Below are 20883 nucleotides of genomic sequence, written 5' to 3'. Positions count from 1 at the left end.
TCAGTCCTTCGGGGGTGGGCGGGGGTGGCGGGTCGCCCGCCGGGTCACGGGGACGCCCGGCGCCAGGATATCCGCGCCCGGAACGGATAGGTTGGCCGCATGGCCCGGGCCCAGTTCAGCGCAGAGACCGCCGGCGGGGGCGCCTTCGTCCGCCAGCCCAACCGCTTCACCGGTCAGGTCACCCCGCACTCCACCTCACCCGAGGGTGGCGGCCCCGACGACCAGGGCCGCTGGCCGCTGGAGGCGGGCCGCTACCGGCTGATCTGGTGCCGGGCGTGCCCGTGGGCGCACCGGGCCCGGATCGTGCGCGGCCTGCTCGGGCTGGACGAGGTGATCTCGCTGGGCACGGTCGACCCGATCCGGGACGAGCGGGGCTGGCGGTTCAGCCTCGACCAGGACGGCTTCGACCCGGTGCTGGGCATCGGGTACCTCAGCGACGCGTACCTGGCCACCGACCCCGACTACACCGGCCGGGTCACCGTGCCGGCGCTGGTCGACACGCTGACCGGCCGGGTGGTCACCAACGACTATCCGCAGCTCACCCTCGACTTCTCCACCGAGTGGCGGCGGTTCCACAAGCCGGGCGCACCGGATCTCTACCCGGTCGAGCTGCGCCCGGAGATGGACGCGCTGATGGCGGAGATCCACCGGGACGTCAACAACGGCGTCTACCGGTGCGGCTTCGCCACCTCCCAGGAGGCGTACGACGAGGCGTACACGGCGCTGTTCGCCCGGCTGGACGCGCTGTCGGAGCGGCTGTCCGGGCGGCGTTACCTGATGGGCGAGCAGATCACCGAGGCCGACGTGCGGCTCTTCACCACGCTGGTCCGCTTCGACGTGGCGTACCACGGGCACTTCAAGTGCAACCGGCAGAAGCTCACCGAGATGCCGGTGCTCTGGGCGTACGCGCGGGACCTGTTCCAGACCCCGGGCTTCGGCGAGACGGTGGACTTCGACCACATCAAGCGGCACTACTACGCCACCCACGAGATGATCAACCCGACCCGGATCGTGCCGCTCGGTCCGGACCTGTCCGGCTGGACCACGCCGCACGGGCGTGGCTGACCGGAACGTCCTGCGGGCCGCCGCCGCGTCCGCCGCGGCCGGCTGCACCGTGGCCGGGATGGTGGCCGTGACGGTCGCCGTGGCCGCCGGTCCCGGTCCGGGCCTGACCGGGTACGTCAGCGAGGCCGGCGTCACCGACAGCCGCTACGCCGGGGCGTACCGGATCGGGGTCCTCGCCCTGGCGGCGGCGCTGCTGCTGCTCGCCGCGGCGCTGCCCCCGGCGCTGCGGACGGCGGCCGCGCTGCTCGTGGCCGGCGCCGCCGGCACGGGGCTCTCCGCGGCGGTGACCTGCTCCACCGGCTGCCCGCTGCCGCCGTTCGAGGCCGCCACGGTGGCCGACCTCGTGCACGGCGGCGCCAGCATCGCGGCCACCGCCGCGGTGGTCTTCGCCATGGTGGCGGTGCTGCTCTCCCCGGCGGCGGGCCGGGCGCTGCGCCGGGTCGCCGCGGTCGGCGCGGCCCTGGCGCTGCCGCTCTCCGGGGCGATCGGGCTGGCCATGCTGCTGGTCGGACGCGGCGGCGTGGTCGGGGTGCTGGAGCGGCTGCTCCTCACGGTGGCCGCCGGGTGGGGCCTGGCCACCGCCGCGGTCCTGGGCTTGGCGCACCGCCGATCGTGACGAACGGATCATCCGGGCGTGAACCCTGCCTGTAAGGATCGTCACGCCCGGCACTCCTTCCAGCCAGGAGCCGGCCGGGAGTAGCGTCGGCAGGCGATGACCAACGTCTGGCACCTCACCGTGCGCCTGTACGTCGACCTCCGACGGCAGGCCAGCGGCATCTGTCCGGCGCAGCCGCTCTCCTGACGCTGCCCCGTTCACCCACCACCAGACCTTGGACAGATCCCCATGGCTTCCGCCCTGCGCAAGTTCCCCTTTTCCGTGCAGATCCTGCTCGGCCTCGTCCTCGGCGTGGCGCTCGGCTTCCTGGCCCGCGCCAACGACCTCGCCTGGCTGACCAGCACCCTCGACACCGTCGGCGGCCTCTTCGTCCAGCTGCTCAAGCTGGCCGTGCCGCCGCTGGTCTTCACCGCCATCGTGGTCAGCGTGGTCAGCCTCCGCGGCGTGGCCAACGCCGCCCGGCTGGCGCTCAAGACGCTGCTCTGGTTCGGCATCACCGCGCTGATCGCGGTGAGCATCGGCATCGGCCTCGGCCTGCTCACCGACCCCGGCAAGGGCGTCACCCTCGACGTGGCCGGCGCCACCGCGCCGAAGAAGACCGGCTCCTGGACCGACTTCCTCACCGGCATCGTGCCCACCAACCCGGTCGGCGCGTTCGTCGAGGGCAACGTCCTCCAGATCGTCTTCCTCGCCCTGGTGGTCGGCGCCGCGGCGCTGCTCATCGGCGAGGCCGCCGAGCCGTTCGTGAGCCTCAACCGCTCGGTGCTGGCCATCGTGCAGAAGGCGCTCTGGTGGGTCATCCGGCTCGCCCCGATCGGCACGCTCGGCCTCATCGGCAACGCCGTCGCCTCGTACGGCTGGGACCTGCTGGCCCCGCTCGCGAAGTTCACCACCGCCGTCTACGTCGGCTGCGCCATCGTGCTGTTCGTGGTCTACCCGCTGGTGCTGGTGGCCGCCGGCCGGCTCAACCCGCTGCGCTTCTTCGCCGGCGCCTGGCCCGCCATCGAGCTGGCCTTCGTGTCCCGCTCCTCGGTGGGCACCATGCCGGTGACCCAGCGTTCGGTCGAGCGCCTCGGCGTCCCCCGCGAGTACGCCTCCTTCGCCGTGCCGTTCGGCGCCACCACGAAGATGGACGGCTGCGCCGCCATCTACCCCGCCCTCGCCGCAATCTTCGTGGCGCAGGTCTTCGGGGTGCACCTGGGCGTCACCGACTACCTGCTGATCGCCTTCGTCTCGGTGGTCGGCTCGGCCGCCACGGCCGGCCTGACCGGCGCGATCGTGATGCTCACGCTGACCCTGAGCACGCTGGGCCTGCCGCTGGCCGGCGCCGGCCTGCTGCTGGCCATCGACCCGATCCTGGACATGATCCGCACCGCCACCAACGTGGCCGGTCAGGCCCTCGTGCCGACCGTCGTGGCCGCCCGTGAGGGCACCCTCGACCGCGCCGCGTACGACTCGGCCGGTAGGCGTGACCTGGTCGACGCTGTCGACGCTCCGGAGAGCGAGCGGCTCACTCCGGTAGCCGTCTGAGCACTTCGTTCCCGGGGGGAGGGCTTCGGCCCTCCCCCCGACGCCTGTTGAAGGATGACCACATGAGTGCCCTCTTCACCCCGCTGACCCTGCGCGGCGTCACCCTGCCCAACCGGGTGGCGCTCGCCCCGATGTGCCAGTACAGCGCCGGGCCGGACGGCCTGCCCACCGACTGGCACCGCGTCCACCTCGGCTCCCGCGCGGTCGGCGGCGCCGGACTGATCATCACCGAGGCGACCGCCGTGCTCCCCGAGGGGCGGATCAGCCCGCAGGACACCGGGCTCTGGTCCGAGGCGCACGTCGACACGTGGGGGCCCATCACCGCGTTCATCGCGGCCCAGGGGGCGGTGCCTGCGGTGCAGCTCGCGCACGCCGAATTCAAGGCGTCCACGTACCGGCCGTGGGCCGAGCACCGGGGCGGCGTACCGGACGCCGCGGGCGGCTGGACCCCGGTCGGCCCCGGCGCCGAACCGTTCGTGCCCGACTACCGCACCCCGACGGCGCTGGACGAGGCCGGCATCGCCGCAGTGGTCGAGGCGTTCGCCGCCGCCGCCCGCCGGGCGCTCGACGCCGGCTTCGCCGCCGTGGAGATCCACGCCGCGCACGGCTACCTGCTGCACGAGTTCCTCTCCCCGCTCACCAACCACCGGACCGACGGCTACGGCGGCGACCGGGCCGGCCGGATGCGGCTGACCCTGGAGGTGGCCCGGGCGGTGCGCGCCGCGGTCGGCGAGGCCGTGCCGGTGCTGACCCGGATCTCCGCCACCGACTGGACGGACGGCGGCTGGACCATCGAGGACAGCGTGGTGCTCGCCGGTGAGCTGGCCGCCGCCGGCGTGGACCTGGTCGACGCCTCCTCCGGCGGCGCCTCCGCCGCCGCGAGCATCCCCGTCGGCCCCGGCTACCAGGTGCCCCTGGCCGCGCGGATCCGCCGCGACGCGGGCGTGCTGACCGGCGCCGTCGGCCTGATCGTCGAACCCGAGCAGGCCGAGCAGATCGTCGCCACCGGCGAGGCCGACCTGGTCCTCCTCGGCCGCGAACTCCTGCGCGACCCCTACTGGCCCCACCGCGCCGCCGCCAAGCTCACCCAGAACCCCACCTGGCCCAACCAGTACGCCCGAGCCTCCTGACCCCCTGCCCTGCCCGCCTGCCCCGCCTTGCCTGGGGGCGGGCGGGCGTGAGGGGTCAGCCCGCCAGGTGGCCCCAGCGGGGCTCCAGGTCGGGCCACGGGCCCTGGGCCGTCACCGCGCCGTCGACCAGCACCACCACGTGGTCCGCGCGGACCAGCGCGGCCCGCTTCGCGGTCGAGCCGACCACCGTGACCCCGTGATCGCGCAGCGCCGCCCAGAGCGCCAGCTCGGTCGTCACGTCCAGCGCGGACGAGACGTCGTCGGCGACCAGCAGCTCGGTACGCGGCGCGAGCGCCCGGGCCAGCGCCAGCCGCTGGAGCTGCCCGCCGGAGAGCCGGGTGCCCTTGTGCCCGATGAGCAGCCCGAGCCCGCCCCCGGCCGCCGCCAGGTCGTGGTCCAGCTGGGCGGTCGACACCGCGTCGGCGGCGTCCACCTGGTGGCCGAGCGCGATGTTGTCCGCCACCGTGCCGGAGAGCACCCGGGGCAGCTGCCCGACGTACCCGACCTGGTTGGGGCGGAGGAACAGCTCCGGCTCGGTGACCGGCTCGCCGTTCCAGCGAAGCGTGCCGGTGTGGTGCACGATCCCGGCGAGGGCCCGCAGCAGCGAGGACTTGCCGGCGCCGACCGGCCCGACCACCAGCACCAACTGTCCGCGTTCGACGGTCAGGTCGACGTCCCGGACGGCGAGGGTGCCGTCCGAGTGCAGCGCGCCGAAGCCGGCCAGCTCCAGCCGGCGCAGCGGGTGCCGCAGCGGCGGTTCGGGCGCCGGGGCGGTGCCGGCGGCCAGGTCCAGCCCGGGCACCGTCGCCGAGTAGGTGGCCACCCCGCTCATCGCCACGGTCCGCCTGGTCCACACCCGGGCGGACGGGTAGTGCGAGACCAGCGAGGCGGTGGTCCAGGCGAACCAGCGGGCCGCGCCGAGGGTGGAGACCGCGACCAGGGTGGCCCCGGCGGAGAGGCCGCCGGCCAGGTAGAGCGCCCACGCGCCGATCGGCAGCAGGCCGCTGGCGATCGACGGGGTGGACCGGGCCCACACCTGCATGGCGATCTCCCGCCGCTGCCGGTCGCTGCGGACCGTGTCCAGCTTCGCCAGATGGTCCAGCACCGGGCGGGTGGCGCCGGCCAGCTTCACCGTACGGGCGGCGGAGAGCGAGGAGACCAGGGCGGTGGCGAAGGCGGCGCGGGCCTTGACGGTGCCGCCGGCGGTGCGTTCCAGCCGGGGGCCGAACAGGGTCGCCGCCAGCCCGGAGACCACCATCGTCCCGACGAAGAACAGCGCCGGTACGAAGCTGCCGGTCACCAGGGTCATGGTGATCACGATGGCCAGCGAGATGAACTGGTCCATCAGGTTGTCGGCGAGCTGCACCACCCGGTCGGTGTCGCCGCCCTGGGCCACCACCTCGGCCGGGGTGTGCCCGCTGACCCGGCGCGCCCCGGTCTGGCCGTGCACCAGCCGCGCGCTGATCCGCAGCATCTGCCGGATCCACCACTGCGGGAACCACAGGTTGGTCAGGTACGGCAGCGGCAGCACGACCAGCAGCGCGGCGACGATGCCCAGCGCCGGCAGCCACGGGTCTCCCCCGCCGACCACCTCGGCCCAGAGCCAGGGCAGCACCGAGCCGTCCAGCCCGAGCAGGGTCATCACGACGAACAGGCAGACGGAGAGCAGCCCGTACCGCGGGTCGTTGGTGCCGAGCCGGAGGATCTCCCGCAGGGTCCGCGCGGGCGGCGGGTCGGGCAGCGGCGGCGGGTCGGTGCGCGGCACCGCGACCTGGCGCGGCGCGGTGGTCGCGGCGGCCGGCTCGGCCGGCTCGTCGGGCCACCCGTCGGGGCCGTCCAGCAGCTCCACCCCGCCCCGGCGGGCGCTCGCGCCCGCGTAGGCGCTGGCGTGGCTGGTGGCGAGCAGTTCGGCGAATCGGGCCGACTCGCGCAGCGGCCCGGCCTCCAGCACCGCGCCGTCGGCCATCACCACGACCTCGTCGCAGCGGCGCACCGAGGAGAGCCGGTGCGCGATGACGATGCCGATCCGGTCGGTGAGCAGTCGTTCGGTGGCCTGGCGTACCCGGTTCTCGGTGACCGGGTCGAGCCGGGCGGTGGCCTCGTCGAGGATCACCACGTGCGGGTCGCGGACCAGGATCCGGGCGAACGCGACGAGCTGCTCCTGCCCGGCGGAGAGCACGTGCCCGCCCTCGCCGAGCCGGGTGTGCACCCCGTCGGGGAGTTCGGCGATCCAGCCGGCGAGCCCCAGCTCCTCCAGCGCCCGGGTGGCGTCGCCGAGCAGGTCCGGGTCGAAGAGCGCGACGTTCTCGGCGAGGGTGCCGGCCAGGATCTCGGTGCGCTGGGGCACCACGGCGATCCACCGGCGCAGCGCCTCGATGTCCAGGTCGACCAGGTCGGTGTCGCCGAGAAAGACGGTGCGGGATGGCACGTCCACGGCCCGGGTGAGCACCTTGGCCAGCGTCGACTTGCCGGATCCGGTCCGGCCGACCAGGGCGTAGGACCGGCCGCGGGCGAAGGCGAGCGTGACGTCGCGCAGCGCCGGCCCGCGCTCCTCGCCGCTGGCGGGGTAGCGAAACGTGAGCCCCCGGATGGTCAGGTCCCCCTCGACCGGGACGGCGCCGCCGGTCGGCTCCTGCCGGGAGTCGGCGAGCAACTGCACCCGCGCCCACGCGCCGAGCGCCTGTTGCAGGTGCGGCACCCAGCGGGCGATGTGCTCGACGGTCGCGCCGAAGGCGAGGGCGAGCAGCCAGATCGCGGTGAGCCGGGCGGCGTCCACCCGGCCGGTGGCGAGCGCCCACGCCCCGGCCAGGACCACGGCGGCGATGCCGACCCGGACGCCGCCGGCGGCCAGCGCGGTGACCCGGGCGGAGAGCCGGAAGACCCGGCCGCCCCGGGCGATCACCTCGGCGGCCCGCCGGGCGTAGAGGCGCAGCACGTACGGGCGGGCCAGGCTGGTGCGCACGTCGTCCTGGCCGTGCACCGCCTCCTCCATCACGGCGGCCAGGTCGGACCAGGCCTCCTCCTCCACCATCCGGGCCGGGGCGATCCGGGCCGTGGGGCGGCGCAGCGCCACGCCGAGCAGCGCGATGAGCAGGATCATCCCGACACCGGCCGGCCACCAGACGACCAGCGCGCTGACCGTGGCGAGCAGGCAGACGGCGACCCCCTGGACGAGCCGTACGCCGGTGTTCCGCATCTCGGCGGCGACCTGGTAGACGTCGTTGTCGATCCGGTCGAGCAGCTCGCCGACCGGGGTGGTCTCCAGGGTGGGCAGGTCCTGCCCGAGCGCGACCCGGCAGAGCCGGCGGCGGACGTCGGCGGACCAGTCGGCGGTGAGGCCGGCCATCAGCAGGCCGATGAGCAGGTCGGACACGACGGCGGCGACCAGCGCCACGGCCAGCGCGGTGAACCAGCCGGGCGACCGGTGCACCAGCACCGGCCCGGCCAGCGCCGAGGCGGCCGCCTGGCCCCCGGCCCCGAGCACGATCAGCAGCAGGACGAGCGTCATCCGGCGTGGTGCGGTGGCCCGGAGATCGCGGAGCAGGCGCATGGACAGTCCTCCGGACTCGGGTCGGTGGGGCGGTGCCCCCAGCCTCACCCGGGCGGCCCCGGCCACTCAAACGATTTACCGGCGGGGCGTCACGTCTGGGCGACCCGGCGGACGATGCCGAGCAGCGCCTCCTGCACGTCCTCGATGGGCCGGTCCGGCTGGAAGACCAGCCAGTCGACGGCCACCACCAGCCCGACGCCGAACAGGGCCGAGCTGGCCGTGCGCACGTCCAGGTCGGCGGGGAGGTCCCCGCTGGCCACCCCGGCCCGTACGGTCTCCGCGATCACCTCGATCGCCTCGCCGCGCAGCAGCCGCAGGGTCTGCTGCCACTCCCGGTTGGTCCGCCACATCTCCGAGAGCAGGAGCTGGGCGAAGGCCCGGTAGCGGCGGATGTACTCCAGCTCGGCGCGGACCAGCGCGGCGAGCGCCTCGCGCGGCGGCAACCCGGCGACGGCGGCCCGGAAGTCGGCGGTGAGCAGGCCGATGCCGTGCCGCAGCAGCTCCTCGAAGAGGACCGTCTTGGACTCGAAGTTGTAGTAGACGGTCCCCTTCGCCACCCCGGCCCGGGCCGCGATGTCGTCCACGGTGGTGGCCGAGAAACCCTGCTCGGCGATGAGCTCCACCGCCGCCACGAAGAGGCGTTGGCGGGTGTCCTCCCGCCGGCGGGTCCGTCCGTCCGTCACCCGCCCATCCTCACATGGTCAGTTCGGGGTGCAGCTTGGCCGGGGTGAGCCGGCGGGACCGGCGCGCCGCGCCGACGGTGAGCGCCAGGGCACCCACCCCGAAGGCGAGCAGCACCAACGCCCAGGTGACCACCGGCCCGGACGGCCCGCCGTTGATCGTGTGCCGCAGGCCACCCACCACGTACGTCATGGGCAGCCAGGGGTGGACGGCCTGGAAGAAGCCGGGCGAGGTCTGCACCGGGTAGGTGCCGCCCGAGGAGGTGAGCTGGAGCATCAGCAGGGCCAGCGCGGCGAGCCGGCCGGCCGGGCCGAGCGCCACGCCGAGCAGCTGCATGATGGCGGTGAACGCCAGCGAGGTGAGCGCGAGCAGCCCGAAGGTGGCCGGCCCGTGCCGCGGGTCGAGGCCCAGGGCCAGGGTGACAACGGTGTAGAGCACCGCGACCTGGGCCAGCCCGATCGCCGCGGCGGGCAGCCAGCCGGCGAGCGCGACCCGCCAGCCGGGCGCGCCGGACATCACGTGCCGCCGGTTCACCGGCCGCAGCAGCATGTAGGTGATCATCGCGCCGACCCAGAGCGCCAGGGCCAGGAAGTACGGGGCGAAGCCGACCCCGTACGACCCGGCCGGGTGGTCGGAGTGGCGGATCAGCCCGACGGGGTCGCCGAGGACGTCGGCGCGGCTGTCCGCGTCGTCGTACCCGGGCAGCTTCTTCTCCCCGGCGGCGAGCCCGTCGGCGAGGTCACCGGCGCCACCCTCCAGCTTGGTCAGCCCGTCGGCGAGCCGGTTGCTGCCGCTGCTGAGCTGCGCCAGGCCACCGTCGAGCTGCCGGGCGCCGGTGGCGAGCCGGTAGAGGCCGCCGCGGAGCTGGTCGGCGCCGTCCGCGGCGTCGCCGAGCCCGTCGCGGAGCTTTGCGCTGCCCTGGGCCAGGGTGGTCAGGCCGCCGGCCAGCTGGTCGACCTTGGTCCGGGCCGTGGCGACGTCGTCGGCCAGGTGCGGCGCGGCGGCGGCCACCTCCCGCGCGGTCTGCGCGACCTCGGTCATCTGCTTCTTCAGCGCGGCCAGGTCGGTCCTGTCCAACGCGGCGACCACGGCCCGGGCCGCGGTTACCGCCTGGTCGGCGGCCCTGCGCGCGGCGACCAGGTTCGGGTCGTCGGCCAGTTCCGGGTGCTCCTCGACCAGCGCGTCGAGCCGGTCGCGCACCTTCTCCGCCTGGCCGACCACCTCGTCGGCCCTGGCCGGCAGCGCGTCGAGGCCGTCGGCGAGCGCCTGCGCGCCCTCGGCGACCAGCGTGGCGGCCCGCTGGATGTCGGCGGCGTTGCGCCGGAGCAGCGGCTCGTATCTGTCCGCCGCCGCGTCGACCTGCTTCGCGGCGGCGCGGGTCTCGGTGGCCGCCCGGTTGGCGCCGTCGGCGATCTGGGCCGCCCCGGTGTAGAGCTGGTCCAGTCCGTTGGCCAGCCTGGTGGCGCCCTGCACGGAGGTGTTCAGCCCGCCGGCGAGCTGCCCGGCGCCGTCCTCGGCGGTGCCCAGCCCGTCGGCGAGCTGCCCGGCGCCCTGCTGGGAGGTGCCGAGCCCGTCGTGGATCCGGCCGGCGCCGTCGGCGGCCCGGCCGGTCTCGGCCTTGGCGTCGGTGAACCCGATCAGCATCCGGTCGAAGTACGACGCGGCGGTGCTCTCCGCGGCGGCGGCCCGGATCTCGCTGAAGGCGGAGCGGGCGAGCAGCCCGGAGAGGTAGTTGGTGGCGTCGTCGTTGACCACCTTCAGCTCGCCCCGCCGGGCCGGCCGATCGGGCTCCGGGCTGGCCGCCAGGGTGGCGGAGAAGTCCGCCGGGATGGAGAAGACCAGGTGGTAGCGGCCGTCGCGGAGCCCCTCGGTGGCGTCGTCCTGGTCGGTCACCGTCCAGCCGAAGACCTTCCGGTCGAGCAGTTCGTCGGTGAGGTCCCGGCCGGCGTGCACCTCGCTGCCGTCGCCGGCCTTCGCCGGCCGGTCGGCGTTGACCAGGGCCACCGGGATCCGGTCGAGGTTCCCGTACGGGTCCCAGAAGGCGTAGAGGTAGAGGGCGCCGTAGAGCAGCGGGATGACGGTGAGGACGGCGAGCGCGGCGCGCGGCAGCCGGCCCCGGGTCATCCGGCGCAGCTCGAACAGCGCGAGTCGAACGACACTCATGCGGTCACCTCGGAGGTCAGGGCCGGGCTGGGCAGGGACGGGTCACCGATCCGGTGCACGATGGCGGTCGCGGCCGGATCGACGGCGCGGGCGCTGGCGACCACGGCGTACCCCTGGTCGGCGAGGCGGGCCAGGGCGGCCCAGATCCACGCCCGCTCGGGCGCGTCGGCGCCGGCGTCCACGTCGTCGGCGACGATCAGGTTCGGGCCGCCGAGGCTGGCCAGCACCAGGCCGAGCACCTGCCGCTCGACGGGGGTGAGGTCGCGGCCGTACCGGTCCGGGTCGAGCGGGGCGTCGGTGAAGCCGGCGCCGGCGATCGCGGCGGCGAAGGCGTCCCGCCGGTAGGCCCGCCGGGCCCGCACGGCGGCGACCGGGACGAGCTGCCGGCGGCGGCGCGGCACCGGCCCGAGCAGCAGCAGCCGCTCCTGGATGTGCTCGGCGACGGTGAGGGTGGGATCGGGCTCGTGCACCCCGGCCACCTGCCCGAGCGCGGCCGGTCCGCGGCGGCGCAGCTCCCCGTGGGTGTGCGGGAAGCGCCCGGCCAGGGCGAGCAGCAGCGAGGTGCGCCCGCTGCCCGGCGGTCCGGTGACGGCGTGCAGCTCGCCGGCCTCGGCGCTGAGGTCGACATCCCGGTAGACCCACCCGCGGCGGGTGCGCAGCCCCAGCCCGCTGGCCTCGACGATCTTCATCGCACCGTGTCCCGACATCTAGACTGACTGGTCAGTACAAAAACATGCCGAGCATAGCGTCGGTTGTCCGGTTCGGCGCAATCAGAGGGGACGTGATCCCGGCCATGCCGGGTCGTCGAGGGAGGCCGGGGCCTTAGAACAGCACGGTGGCGAGCGTGCCCACCGCTCGGAAGCCGCAGCGCTCGTAGACCCGGCGGGCGGGCAGGTTGAAGTCGTTGACGTAGAGGCTCACCGTGGGCGCGACCCGTTCCAGCGCGTCCCGCACCACCGCCGCCATCGCCGCGGTCGCGATGCCCCGGCCCCGCCACTCCGGCGCGACCCAGACCCCCTGCACCTGCGCGGTGCGCCGGGTGACCACGGCCAACTCGGCCTTGAAGACCACCTCGCCGTCCACGAACCGGGCGTAGGCCCGGCCCGCGCGGACCAGGTCGGCCACCCGCCGCCGGTAGCCGCGCCCGCCGTCCTCGAGCAGCGGCGACACCCCGACCTCCTCGGTGTACATCGCCACCGCGGCCGGGAAGAGCCGGTCGACCTCACCGCCGCGCACCCGGCGGACCTCCGGGTCGGGCGCCACGACGGGCAGCGCGTCCGTGGCCAGCAGCGGCTGGTTCGGGCGTACGTCCCGGGCCGGCCCCCAGTAGGCGGCGAGGCGGTCCCAGAGCCCCAGCACGGCGTCGGCGCGGCCCACGATCGAGGAGCAGAGCCGCTCCTCGGCGCTCAGCTGTTCGGCGAAGGCGGCCACCGCCGCCTCCGAGGCGAGCACCGGCGTCAGGTTGCCGCCGAGCCAGCAGATCGACTCCAGGTTGCGGCGCGGGCCGTAGCCGAGGATCCGCCCCTCGGCCCGCCACCAGGCCAGCCCGCGCGCCGCCACCCGCTCGGCGACCTGCGCGCCGGCGTACGGGTCGAGGTCGAGCAGCCGCTCGACCGCACGGCGCTCGGACTCCCCGAGTTGGCGTACCGGCAGCGTGAGCACGGATACCAGCCTGCCAGATGCACCCGGCCCCGCGCGGGCCGACCTGAAGACGCCGGACGATCGGTGGTGAGTGGCGGCTCAGCCGACCGGAACCGGTTCCGCGTCCGGCACGGCGGGCCGGGTCCGCGCGGCCCAGCGCACCACCGGCGGCACCAGCACCCCGAGCACCAGGAACATCCCGCCGAGCAGCAGCCACCCCGGCACGCCCCAGCCGATCGCCAGGGTGGTCACCACCACCGGGGCGACCATCGAGCCGAGCTGCATGCCCATCCCGTACGCGCCCTGGTACTGACCCTGCGCGTGCGCGGGGGCGAGCCCGAACGAGATACCCCAGCCGGCTGCCGCGTGCCACAACTCCCCCACCACGTGCACCAGCGCGCCGCCGAGCAGCAGCGGGACCGCCACCGCGACGGGCACGCCCCCGCCGGCCGCGAAGAGCGCGCAGGCGACCGCGATCAGCGCGCCGGCCCGGCGGGCCGCCCGACCGGCCCCGGTGAGGTCCTCCGTGCCCCGCGAGGCGCGGACCTGGAAGAGGATCACCACCACGGTGTTGACCAGCAGGCAGGCGGAGATCAGCCAGCGCGGCGCGGTGGTGTGCCCGGCGATCCACAGCGGCAGGGCGATGTTGATCAGGCTGAAGTGCATCGACATCAGCCCGTCGAGCACCGTGAAGGCGAGGAACGGGCGGTCCCGCAGGGCGATCAGCCGCGGCCCGTGGGTGGGCGCCGGCACCGGCGGCACGGGCGGCAGCCGGAGCAGCACCGCCGCGGCCAGCAGGTAGGTGGCGCAGTCGAGCAGGATCAGTGACACGTACGCGGTCCGCGTGTCGGCGGCCAGGGCGAAGCCGGCCAGCACCGTGCCGACCGAGATCCCGACGTTGGTGACCGCCCGCAGGTAGGCCCGGGTGCGTACCCGCTGGTCCGGCGGCACCGCGCCGGCGATCAGCGCGCCCCGGGCGCCCCGGGTCGCCGAGTCGGCGACCGCCATCAGCATCCCGACCACCAGGAACCCGGCGAAGGAACGGACGGCCACCAGGGCGGCGGTGAAACCGGCGGAGGCGAGCAGCGCGGTCAGCTGGAGGCCGCGTGGGCCGAGCCGGTCGGCCAGGTAGCCCATCGGCGTGCTGGTCACCAGGCTCACCAGCGCGGTGATCGTGAGAGCGAGGCCGACCTGGGCCACCGTGAGCCCGACCGAGCGGGTGAGGAAGAGCGCGCTGGCGGTGAGCCAGGTGCCCCGGCCGACGGTGTTGATCAGGGTGGAGAGGGCGAGGGTCCGGGACGGACCCGGTTCGGGAAGCAGGCGCACGCCCAGACCCTAGCAAGACGTACGTACGGTTTCCCTCCTCGTCCCACATTCTGTCTTGTCGACGATGCATTGCCGATATATCGTTGATGCATCAGCGATACGACGACAGAGGGAGGACCCGATGGGTTTCCACCGCCGGATGCACGCCGTGCACGACGAGATGCGGATGCGGGGCTTCGGCTTCCCGCCCGTACCCCCCGGCCCGCCGCCGTTCCCGCCCGGACCGCACGGTCACGGCCACGGCCGGGGTGGGCGGGGCCGCGGGCGCGGCCGCCGACCCAACGTGCGCGGCGCCGTGCTGGCCCTGCTCACCGAGCGGCCGATGCACGGCTACGAGATGATCCAGGAGATCGACTCCCGGACCGGCGGGGCCTGGCGCCCTAGCCCCGGCTCGATCTACCCGACGCTGCAACTGCTGGAGGATGAGGGCGTCATCGCCGCCGCCGCGGACTCCGACGGCGGGCGGAAGCGCTTCGCCCTCACCGACCAGGGGCAGGCCGAGGCCGCCGAGGCGGCACAGACCCCGCCCTGGGGCGAGTTCGCCGAGCAGACCGTGAACAGCTGGCACGACATCCGCGACGCCGGCGCGCAGGCCATGCACGCGCTGCGGCAGGTGATGATGACCGGCACCGACGACCAGCGGGCGCGCGCCGCCCAGGTGCTCGACGAGACCCGGCGCAAGCTGTACGCGATCCTCGCCGAATCCGAGTGAGTCCGCGCGTAGCGTTCGCCGGCCGGGGTGGCCACGGGACCGCCACCCCGGCCGGCGCCGCCGTCAGCCGGCGGGCCCTGCCCCGGTGGTTCACACTCTCCGAGTTCGCCGCCGTGCCCAGGCCGGCGGCGCGGGCCTGAGACGACACGTGCGGCCGTCCCCGGGTGGGGACGGCCGCACGGTGTCGGTGGAGCGGGTGCGTCAGTGCACGGTCACCGTGGCGCCCGGCACCAGGCCGCGCAGCTCCTCGGGGATCTCGGCGCCCATCTCGTCGGCGATCCGCAGCGCCTCCTCGATCAGCGTCTCCACGATCTGACCCTCGGGCACGGTCTTGACGACCTGGCCCTTGACGAAGATCTGGCCCTTGCCGTTGCCGGAGGCGACGCCGAGGTCGGCCTCGCGGGCCTCGCCCGGGCCGTTCACCACGCAGCCCATGACGGCGACGCGCAGCGGCACCGGCAGCCCCTCCAGGCCGGCGGTGACCTCCTCGGCCAGCTTGTAGACGTCGACCTGGGCGCGGCCGCAGGACGGGCAGGAGACGATCTCCAGGCCCCGCTCGCGCAGGCCCAGCGACTCCAGGATCGCGGTGCCGACCTTGATCTCCTCGACCGGCGGGGCGGAGAGCGAGACCCGGATGGTGTCGCCGATCCCCTCGGCCAGCAGCGCGCCGAACGCCACCGCGGACTTGATGGTGCCCTGGAAGGCCGGGCCGGCCTCGGTCACACCCAGGTGCAGCGGGTAGTCGCACTTCTCGGCGAGCTGCCGGTACGCCCGGATCATCACCACCGGGTCGTTGTGCTTGACCGAGATCTTGATGTCGCGGAAGCCGTGCTCCTCGAAGAGCGAGCACTCCCAGAGCGCCGACTCGACCAGCGCCTCGGCGGTGGCCTTGCCGTACTTGGCGAGGAGGCGCTTGTCCAGCGAGCCGGCGTTCACGCCGATCCGGATCGGCACGCCCGCGTCGCCGGCCGCCCGGGCGATCTCCTTGACCTTGTCGTCGAACTGCCGGATGTTGCCCGGGTTCACCCGGACCGCGGCGCAGCCGGCGTCGATCGCCGCGAAGACGTACTTCGGCTGGAAGTGGATGTCGGCGATCACCGGGATCTGCGACTTCTTGGCGATCGCGGGCAGCGCCTCGACGTCGTCCTGGGACGGCACGGCCACCCGGACGATCTGACAGCCGGACGCGGTGAGCTCGGCGATCTGCTGGAGGGTGGCGTTCACGTCGGCGGTCAGGGTGGTGGTCATGGACTGCACCGAGACCGGCGCGCCCCCACCGACCGGCACCGAACCGACCATGATCTGGCGGCTGGCCCGGCGCGGGGCGAGCGGCGGCGGCGGTACAGGGGGCATACCGAGACTGACAGCGGTCACTTCAGGCACTCACCTTGAGAAGAGCGTGATGGGGTTGACGACGTCCGCGGTGACGGTCAGCAGCGTGAACGCGCCACCGATGAGGATCACCGCGTACGTGAGGGGCATGAGCTTGAGGTAGTCGACCCGGCCCGGGTCGGCACGACCGATCCGGGCGTAGAGCCAGGAGCGGGCCCGCTCGAACCAGGCGATGGCGATGTGGCCGCCGTCCAGCGGGAGCAGCGGCAGCAGATTGAACACGCCGATGAAGAAGTTCAGCGAGACGAAGAGCATGAAGAACCCGTACCAGGCGTCGTTCGCCACGAACTCGCCACCGAGCCGGCTGGCGCCGACCACGCTGATCGGGGTGTCCATGTCCCGCTCGCCGCCGGTGACAGCGGTCCAGAGGGCGGGGACCTTCTGCGGGATCCGCTGCATGGCGTGCGCGGTCTGCACCGCCATGTTGCCGGTGAAGTCGGCGGTGGCGCCGAACGCGGCGACCGGCCCGTACTCGATCCGGCTGGGGGTGGTGGGCTGGAGCATGACGCCGAGCGCAGAGACCGGCGAGGTGGCCCCCTTCGGGTCGTTCAGCGGCGGGCGCTGCACCGCGGCCAGGTCGACCTTGGCGGTGGCCGGGGCGCCGTCCCGGACGTAGTCGATGGTGGCCAGGCCGGGCGGGGTGGTGCGGACCACGTCAAGCATGTCGCCCCAGGTGGAGACCGGCTTGCCGTTCACGGCGGTGATCCGGTCGCCGTCCTTGAGCTGGGCCTTGCTGGCGGGGCTGGCCGGGTCGCCGGCCTGGCAGGTGCGGTTGGCGTTCTCCACCACCACGCACGGGGCCAGGACGATCACGGCCGGCTCGGTCTTGAGACCCTCGGAGGTGGTCGGGGCCTTGGGGTTGGGCAACCCGACCGAGACCGCCATCACCCAGAGCGCGCCGAGAGCCAGGGCGAAGTGGGTGATGGAGCCGGCGGACATGACGATCGTCCGCTTCCACACCGGGTAGCGCCACATGGCGCGCTTCTCGTCCCCCGGCTCGACGTCGTCGTCCTGCGGGGTCATGCCGACGATCTTGCAGAAGCCGCCGAGCGGGACGCCCTTCACGCCGTATTCGGTCTCGCCGCGCCGGAACGACCAGAGCGTCGGGCCGAAGCCGACGAAGTAGCGAGTGACCTTCATCCCGAACGCCTTGGCGGTGATCATGTGCCCCGCCTCGTGCAGGCTCACCGAGACGAGAATGAACACGGCGAACAGCACGACCCCGAGCAGGTTTGCCATCAGGCTCCTTCCAGCGACCCGACGATGATCGTCTGGGCGTGCGCCCGTGCCCACGACTCGGCGGCGAGCACGTCCTCGACGGTACCTGGTTCGGCGAAGTCCGGAGCGTCCTCCAACACCCGCTCGAGGGTGTCGACGATGCCCAGGAAGGGCAGCCGGCCGGCCACGAAAGCCGCCACGCACTCCTCGTTCGCCGCGTTGTAGATCGCCGGCCGGCAGCGCCCGGCCTCGCCGGCCGCCTTGGCCAGCGCCACCGCCGGGAAGGCGGCGTCGTCGAGCGGAAAGAACTCCCAGCTGTGGGACTTTGTCCAGTCGACCGCGGCGGCGGCCCCGGGCACCCGGTCCGGCCAGCCGAGGCCGAGGGCGATGGGCAACCGCATGTCCGGCGGGCTGGCCTGGGCCAGGGTGGAGCCGTCGGCGAACTCGACCATCGAGTGGATCACCGACTGCGGGTGGACCATCACCTCGATGTCGGCGTAGGGCACGTCGAACAGCTCGTGCGCCTCGATCACCTCGAGGGCCTTGTTGACCATGGTGGCGGAGTTGATCGTCACCACCGGCCCCATGTTCCAGGTCGGGTGGGCGAGCGCCTGCTCCGGCGTGACCTCGGTCAGCTCGTCGCGCCGCCGGCCCCGGAACGGCCCGCCGCTGGCGGTCACCACGAGCCGGCGCACCTCACCCCGGGTGCCCCCGCGCAGGCACTGCGCCAGCGCCGAGTGCTCCGAGTCGACCGGGACGATCTGCCCCGGCCGCGTCACCGCGGCCCTGACCAGCGGGCCCCCGGCCACCAGCGACTCCTTGTTGGCCAGGGCGAGGGTACGCCCGGCGCGCAGCGCGGCCAGGGTCGGCGCGAGCCCGAGGGAGCCGACCACCCCGTTGAGCACCACGTCGCAGGGCCACCCGGCCAGCTCGGTCATCGCGTCCGGCCCGGCCACGATCTTGGGGAGCTTGAAGTCGCCGGTGGCCCAGCCGCGCCGGCTCGCCTCGGCGTAGAACGCGAGCTGGAGATCCTGGGCGGCGGACGCCCGGGCCACCCCGACCGCCTCCACGCCCAGCTCCAGCGCCTGCGCGGCGAGCAGTTCCACGTTGCCGCCGCCGGCGCCGAGGGCCACCACCCGGAACCGGTCCGGGTTGCGCCGGACGATGTCGATGGCCTGGGTGCCGATCGAGCCGGTCGAGCCGAGCAGGACGAGGGATCGGGGAGACGTCACCCGCCCATTCTTCCCCAGCCCTCCTGAGCGCCCGCTGGGAGCCTCACTCCCCCGCGTCCGACCTCCTCCGCCGGCGCCTCCTCGTCGAGCAGGTCGGCCGGGTCGACGCTGAACTCGAACGGCTGCCGCATGACGAAGGTGGCGCCGGCCGCGGCGGCGGCGAGGGGCCGGTACTCCCCCTCGGCCAACTCGTAGAGGGCAAGCGCCGGCACCCGGTTACGTAGATCGACCCGGAGGAAGAACGGCACGCCGGCGGCGGCGTACTCCCGCGGCCGGTCGATGACGTCCTTGCGCCGGTTGCCGGGCGACACGATCTCCCCGAGCATGACGGCCTGGCTCACGTCGACTGCGGACCGGCCACCACCGGAGAACCGCAGCAGCGGCGCTGCCCGCTCAGAGCCGGATCGCACAGCCTGTCCGCTACCGACGAGTTCAGGCGACGGTCGCGGCGAGGATCAGGGCTACAGGCAGCCGCTCCGGGATCAGCTGCACCACGGCAAGGAGGCAGAGCGCGATACCGGTGCCGCGGTACGGCGGCGACTTGCCGTTCGTGGCGAACGGTAGGTCTCCAAGATCCGGCACGCCCTACCCGGCGGCGGCGATGCGACGGGCGGCCTCCTCCGCCGGCTGGCCGAGCAGGCCCCGTGCGTGCAGGAAGGCGAGCAGCTCGTCGCGTTGCTCCGCGTCCAGCCCGTCGACCCGGGCGGGGAGCACCTGGTAACGGCCGATCCGGAAGATCAGGTGGTACGGGACGGGCTCGACCCGTTCCACGGCGGGCCAGCGGACCAGACAGTCCATCAGCTCGCCGTCGTAGCGCACCCCCTCGTCGCCGACAGCCCAGAGGATGGGGCGGCCGTAGACCTTCCAGTTGATGCTGACCGTGCGGCGGTCGGCCCACCAGGCGATCAGCGCGAGCGCGACGGAACCGGCACTTGCGATCACCACCCCGGGGGTGTCACCCACGGACCACGCCAGGAGAGCCAGCAGCGCCGTCACGCCGGCGCAGACCCAGTACAGGAGCAGGGTCCGGCGGAAGGCCCGGCGAAGCGCGACGCCGAGCAGCCTCCGATTTGGCTGCGTCATGAAGGTGATCAGCACGAGCGGACACGATACGGCCGCCGCTCGCCGGACGGCTACGCCGGGCGGGCCAGCACGAAGGTCTCCAGGTCCGCGCCGCCGTACCAGTCGGTGCGGGTGCCGAGGTGGGTCATGCCGAGTCGGCGGGCCACCGCCATGGACGGCTCGTTGCCGGCCATCACCACGGCGTAGACCTGCCGGGTGCCGGTGGCGAACTCGCGCTCCAGCACGGCCCGGGCCGCTTCGGTGGCGTAGCCGTGCCCCTGGGCGTCGGGGTGCAGGTGCCAGCCGACCTCGATGTCGTCGGTGGGGGTGACCCCGTCGCGCCCGGGCAGCGGCTTGAGCAGGACGCTGCCGACGGCCCGGCCGGCCTCGCGCGGCTCGATCGCCCAGAGACCCCAGCGGCCGGCGTACGGCGCGTAGCGCTCGCGCCAGGAGTGCACCCGTTCGCGCGCCTCGGCGGGGTCGGTCATCCGCCCGGCGCCGCCGCCCAGCCAGCGCATCACCTCGTGGCGGGAGTAGATGTCGTAGATCCGGGCCAGGTCGTCCGGCGACTCCGTCCAGTCGCGGACGACCAGCCGCTCGGTCGAGGTGATCACACGCCGGATCGTAATGCGTGCCGGGTCGCCCCAGGGGGAACGAGGGTGCGATGGGCGAGCGGTGGCAGCGGTCGAGACGGATCACCGGCGCGGCGTTCCGGCCGGTACGCGGGCGGGACCTCTCGCTGCACGCCGCCGCGATCACCTTTTACGGGGCGATCGCCGTGGTGCCGGTGGCGCTGCTGGCGATCTGGCTCACCGGGCTGGTGGCCGGGGACGAGCGGGTGCGCCGGCTCGCCACGTACGCGATCGACACGCTGCCCACCGACATCGGCGCCAACCGGGCGGTGGCGGCGCTGGTGGAGGCCGGGTTGGGCCTGACCCCGCTGCTGGCGCTGACCTCGCTGCTGCCGGCGTCGCTCTACGGTGAGGGGCTGCGCCGGGCGTTCGTCTCGGTCGCCACCCCACCCGGCCAGGCGGAAACCCTGGTCGGCTGGCGGGGTCGGCTGCTGCTGCTCCCGCTGCTCGCCCCGGCCCCGGCGCTGCTGCTGTCGGTCCTGCTGGGGCTGCCGCTCACCACCCACCTGGTCAGGCAGGGCGGCTGGTTGGGGGCGCTCGGTGTGGTGCTCTCCTTCCTGGCGACCTGGCTGGTGCTCACCCCGGTGCTGGTCTGGCTGTTCCGGGTGGTCGGGCCGACCTCCCCGGACTGGCTCGCCACACTGGGCCTGGGCTCGTTCACCGCGGCGAACCTCTCCGGTTTCCTGCACGGCTTCGTGCTGTTCTGCTCGCTGCCCCTTGACTTGGGGGCGCCGTTCGGCGGGTTCGACGAGATCGGCGGCGGGGTGGCCGTGCTGCTCTGGCTCTACCTGTTCCACGTGATCGTGCTGGCCGGCTACTCGGCCACCCTGGCGCTGAGCCGGTGGCGGGCCGCCCGGCTCGCGGCCCGCGCCTGACCGGCGGCGGGCCGGCCGACAGCTCGATCAGCGGCTCCCTCCCGCCGGCCACCGAACC

General features: G+C 74.2%; 20 protein-coding genes. 7 read left to right on the top strand and 13 right to left on the bottom strand.

Annotated features, from left to right (window positions below):
- Nucleotides 1-99: 99 nt before the first annotated feature.
- The 4 genes from AB0F68_RS16225 (at nt 100) to AB0F68_RS16210 (ending at nt 4341) form a co-directional block, all read left to right on the top strand.
- Complete coding sequence (locus tag AB0F68_RS16225; protein WP_357338147.1) at nt 100-1065, top strand: glutathione S-transferase C-terminal domain-containing protein; 966 nt, start codon at nt 100-102, stop codon at nt 1063-1065.
- Complete coding sequence (locus tag AB0F68_RS16220) at nt 1058-1681, top strand: DUF998 domain-containing protein (protein ID WP_357338145.1); 624 nt, start codon at nt 1058-1060, stop codon at nt 1679-1681. Before AB0F68_RS16225 ends, AB0F68_RS16220 begins: the two co-directional genes overlap by 8 nt.
- Before the next feature lie 240 nt (nt 1682-1921).
- On the top strand, nt 1922-3211 hold the full coding sequence (locus AB0F68_RS16215; RefSeq protein ID WP_357338288.1) for a dicarboxylate/amino acid:cation symporter: 1290 nt from the start codon (nt 1922-1924) through the stop codon (nt 3209-3211).
- A 62-nt stretch (nt 3212-3273) separates the two neighbouring features.
- Nucleotides 3274-4341, top strand: coding sequence for an NADH:flavin oxidoreductase/NADH oxidase (locus tag AB0F68_RS16210; protein WP_357338143.1), 1068 nt, complete (start codon nt 3274-3276; stop codon nt 4339-4341).
- 55 nt (nt 4342-4396) lie between these two features.
- Here the strand turns inward: AB0F68_RS16210 and AB0F68_RS16205 are convergent, their stop codons facing one another.
- From AB0F68_RS16205 to AB0F68_RS16180, 6 genes are all read right to left on the bottom strand, one after another.
- Nucleotides 4397-7891: an ABC transporter ATP-binding protein gene (locus tag AB0F68_RS16205; RefSeq protein WP_357338141.1), complete on the bottom strand. Its 3495-nt coding sequence runs from the start codon at nt 7889-7891 to the stop codon at nt 4397-4399.
- An 89-nt stretch (nt 7892-7980) separates the two neighbouring features.
- Nucleotides 7981-8574: a TetR family transcriptional regulator gene (locus tag AB0F68_RS16200; RefSeq protein ID WP_107074560.1), complete on the bottom strand. Its 594-nt coding sequence runs from the start codon at nt 8572-8574 to the stop codon at nt 7981-7983.
- A 10-nt stretch (nt 8575-8584) separates the two neighbouring features.
- Entirely contained in the window at nt 8585-10735 is a 2151-nt protein-coding gene (locus tag AB0F68_RS16195; RefSeq protein ID WP_357338138.1) for a YhgE/Pip domain-containing protein, read from the bottom strand.
- Nucleotides 10732-11424 (bottom strand): ATP-binding cassette domain-containing protein, encoded by a 693-nt coding sequence (locus tag AB0F68_RS16190; protein WP_357338136.1) that lies wholly within the window; start codon nt 11422-11424, stop codon nt 10732-10734. Before AB0F68_RS16190 ends, AB0F68_RS16195 begins: the two co-directional genes overlap by 4 nt.
- Before the next feature lie 133 nt (nt 11425-11557).
- Nucleotides 11558-12397, bottom strand: a complete 840-nt coding sequence (locus AB0F68_RS16185; RefSeq protein ID WP_357338134.1) for a GNAT family N-acetyltransferase — start codon at nt 12395-12397, stop codon at nt 11558-11560.
- A 78-nt stretch (nt 12398-12475) separates the two neighbouring features.
- The gene (locus AB0F68_RS16180; RefSeq protein ID WP_357338130.1) at nt 12476-13702 is read right to left on the bottom strand and encodes an MFS transporter; all 1227 of its coding nucleotides are present in this window, start codon (nt 13700-13702) and stop codon (nt 12476-12478) included.
- Between the two features lie 121 nt (nt 13703-13823).
- Here AB0F68_RS16180 and AB0F68_RS16175 point away from each other — a divergent pair, with 121 nt between their 5' ends.
- The gene (locus AB0F68_RS16175) at nt 13824-14414 is read left to right on the top strand and encodes a PadR family transcriptional regulator (RefSeq protein WP_357338125.1); all 591 of its coding nucleotides are present in this window, start codon (nt 13824-13826) and stop codon (nt 14412-14414) included.
- A complete protein-coding gene (locus tag AB0F68_RS16170; RefSeq protein WP_357338123.1) occupies nt 14411-14554 on the top strand; it encodes a hypothetical protein in 144 nt (47 codons plus the stop codon). The genes AB0F68_RS16175 and AB0F68_RS16170 overlap by 4 nt, the downstream gene beginning before the upstream one ends.
- Nucleotides 14555-14615: 61 nt before the next feature.
- Here AB0F68_RS16170 and ispG read toward each other — a convergent pair whose 3' ends face one another.
- The 7 genes from ispG to AB0F68_RS16135 are packed head-to-tail and all read right to left on the bottom strand — an operon-like array spanning nt 14616 to nt 19932.
- A complete protein-coding gene (gene ispG / locus AB0F68_RS16165) occupies nt 14616-15788 on the bottom strand; it encodes a flavodoxin-dependent (E)-4-hydroxy-3-methylbut-2-enyl-diphosphate synthase (RefSeq protein WP_357338121.1) in 1173 nt (390 codons plus the stop codon).
- A gap of 9 nt (nt 15789-15797) precedes the next feature.
- Nucleotides 15798-17045: a site-2 protease family protein gene (locus tag AB0F68_RS16160; RefSeq protein ID WP_357338119.1), complete on the bottom strand. Its 1248-nt coding sequence runs from the start codon at nt 17043-17045 to the stop codon at nt 15798-15800.
- Entirely contained in the window at nt 17045-18256 is a 1212-nt protein-coding gene (gene dxr, locus AB0F68_RS16155) for a 1-deoxy-D-xylulose-5-phosphate reductoisomerase (RefSeq protein WP_357338117.1), read from the bottom strand. Before dxr ends, AB0F68_RS16160 begins: the two co-directional genes overlap by 1 nt.
- On the bottom strand, nt 18253-18666 hold the full coding sequence (locus AB0F68_RS16150) for a hypothetical protein (RefSeq protein ID WP_357338114.1): 414 nt from the start codon (nt 18664-18666) through the stop codon (nt 18253-18255). The genes dxr and AB0F68_RS16150 overlap by 4 nt, the downstream gene beginning before the upstream one ends.
- A gap of 22 nt (nt 18667-18688) precedes the next feature.
- Nucleotides 18689-18838 carry a hypothetical protein gene (locus AB0F68_RS16145; RefSeq protein ID WP_357338112.1) on the bottom strand — a complete coding sequence of 50 codons (150 nt, stop codon included), beginning with the start codon at nt 18836-18838 and terminating at the stop codon, nt 18689-18691.
- A gap of 3 nt (nt 18839-18841) precedes the next feature.
- On the bottom strand, nt 18842-19354 hold the full coding sequence (locus tag AB0F68_RS16140) for a YcxB family protein (RefSeq protein ID WP_357338110.1): 513 nt from the start codon (nt 19352-19354) through the stop codon (nt 18842-18844).
- A gap of 35 nt (nt 19355-19389) precedes the next feature.
- Nucleotides 19390-19932, bottom strand: a complete 543-nt coding sequence (locus AB0F68_RS16135; RefSeq protein ID WP_357338107.1) for a GNAT family N-acetyltransferase — start codon at nt 19930-19932, stop codon at nt 19390-19392.
- 50 nt (nt 19933-19982) lie between these two features.
- On the opposite strand from AB0F68_RS16135, the gene AB0F68_RS16130 reads away from it, so the two are divergent.
- A complete protein-coding gene (locus AB0F68_RS16130) occupies nt 19983-20825 on the top strand; it encodes a YhjD/YihY/BrkB family envelope integrity protein (RefSeq protein WP_357338104.1) in 843 nt (280 codons plus the stop codon).
- Nucleotides 20826-20883 lie beyond the last annotated feature (58 nt).

Origin of the sequence: Micromonospora sp. NPDC023966 (assembly GCF_040639095.1) — a bacterium.
Lineage (GTDB): Bacteria > Actinomycetota > Actinomycetes > Mycobacteriales > Micromonosporaceae > Micromonospora.
This window is presented reverse-complemented; position numbering and strand designations above follow the sequence as displayed.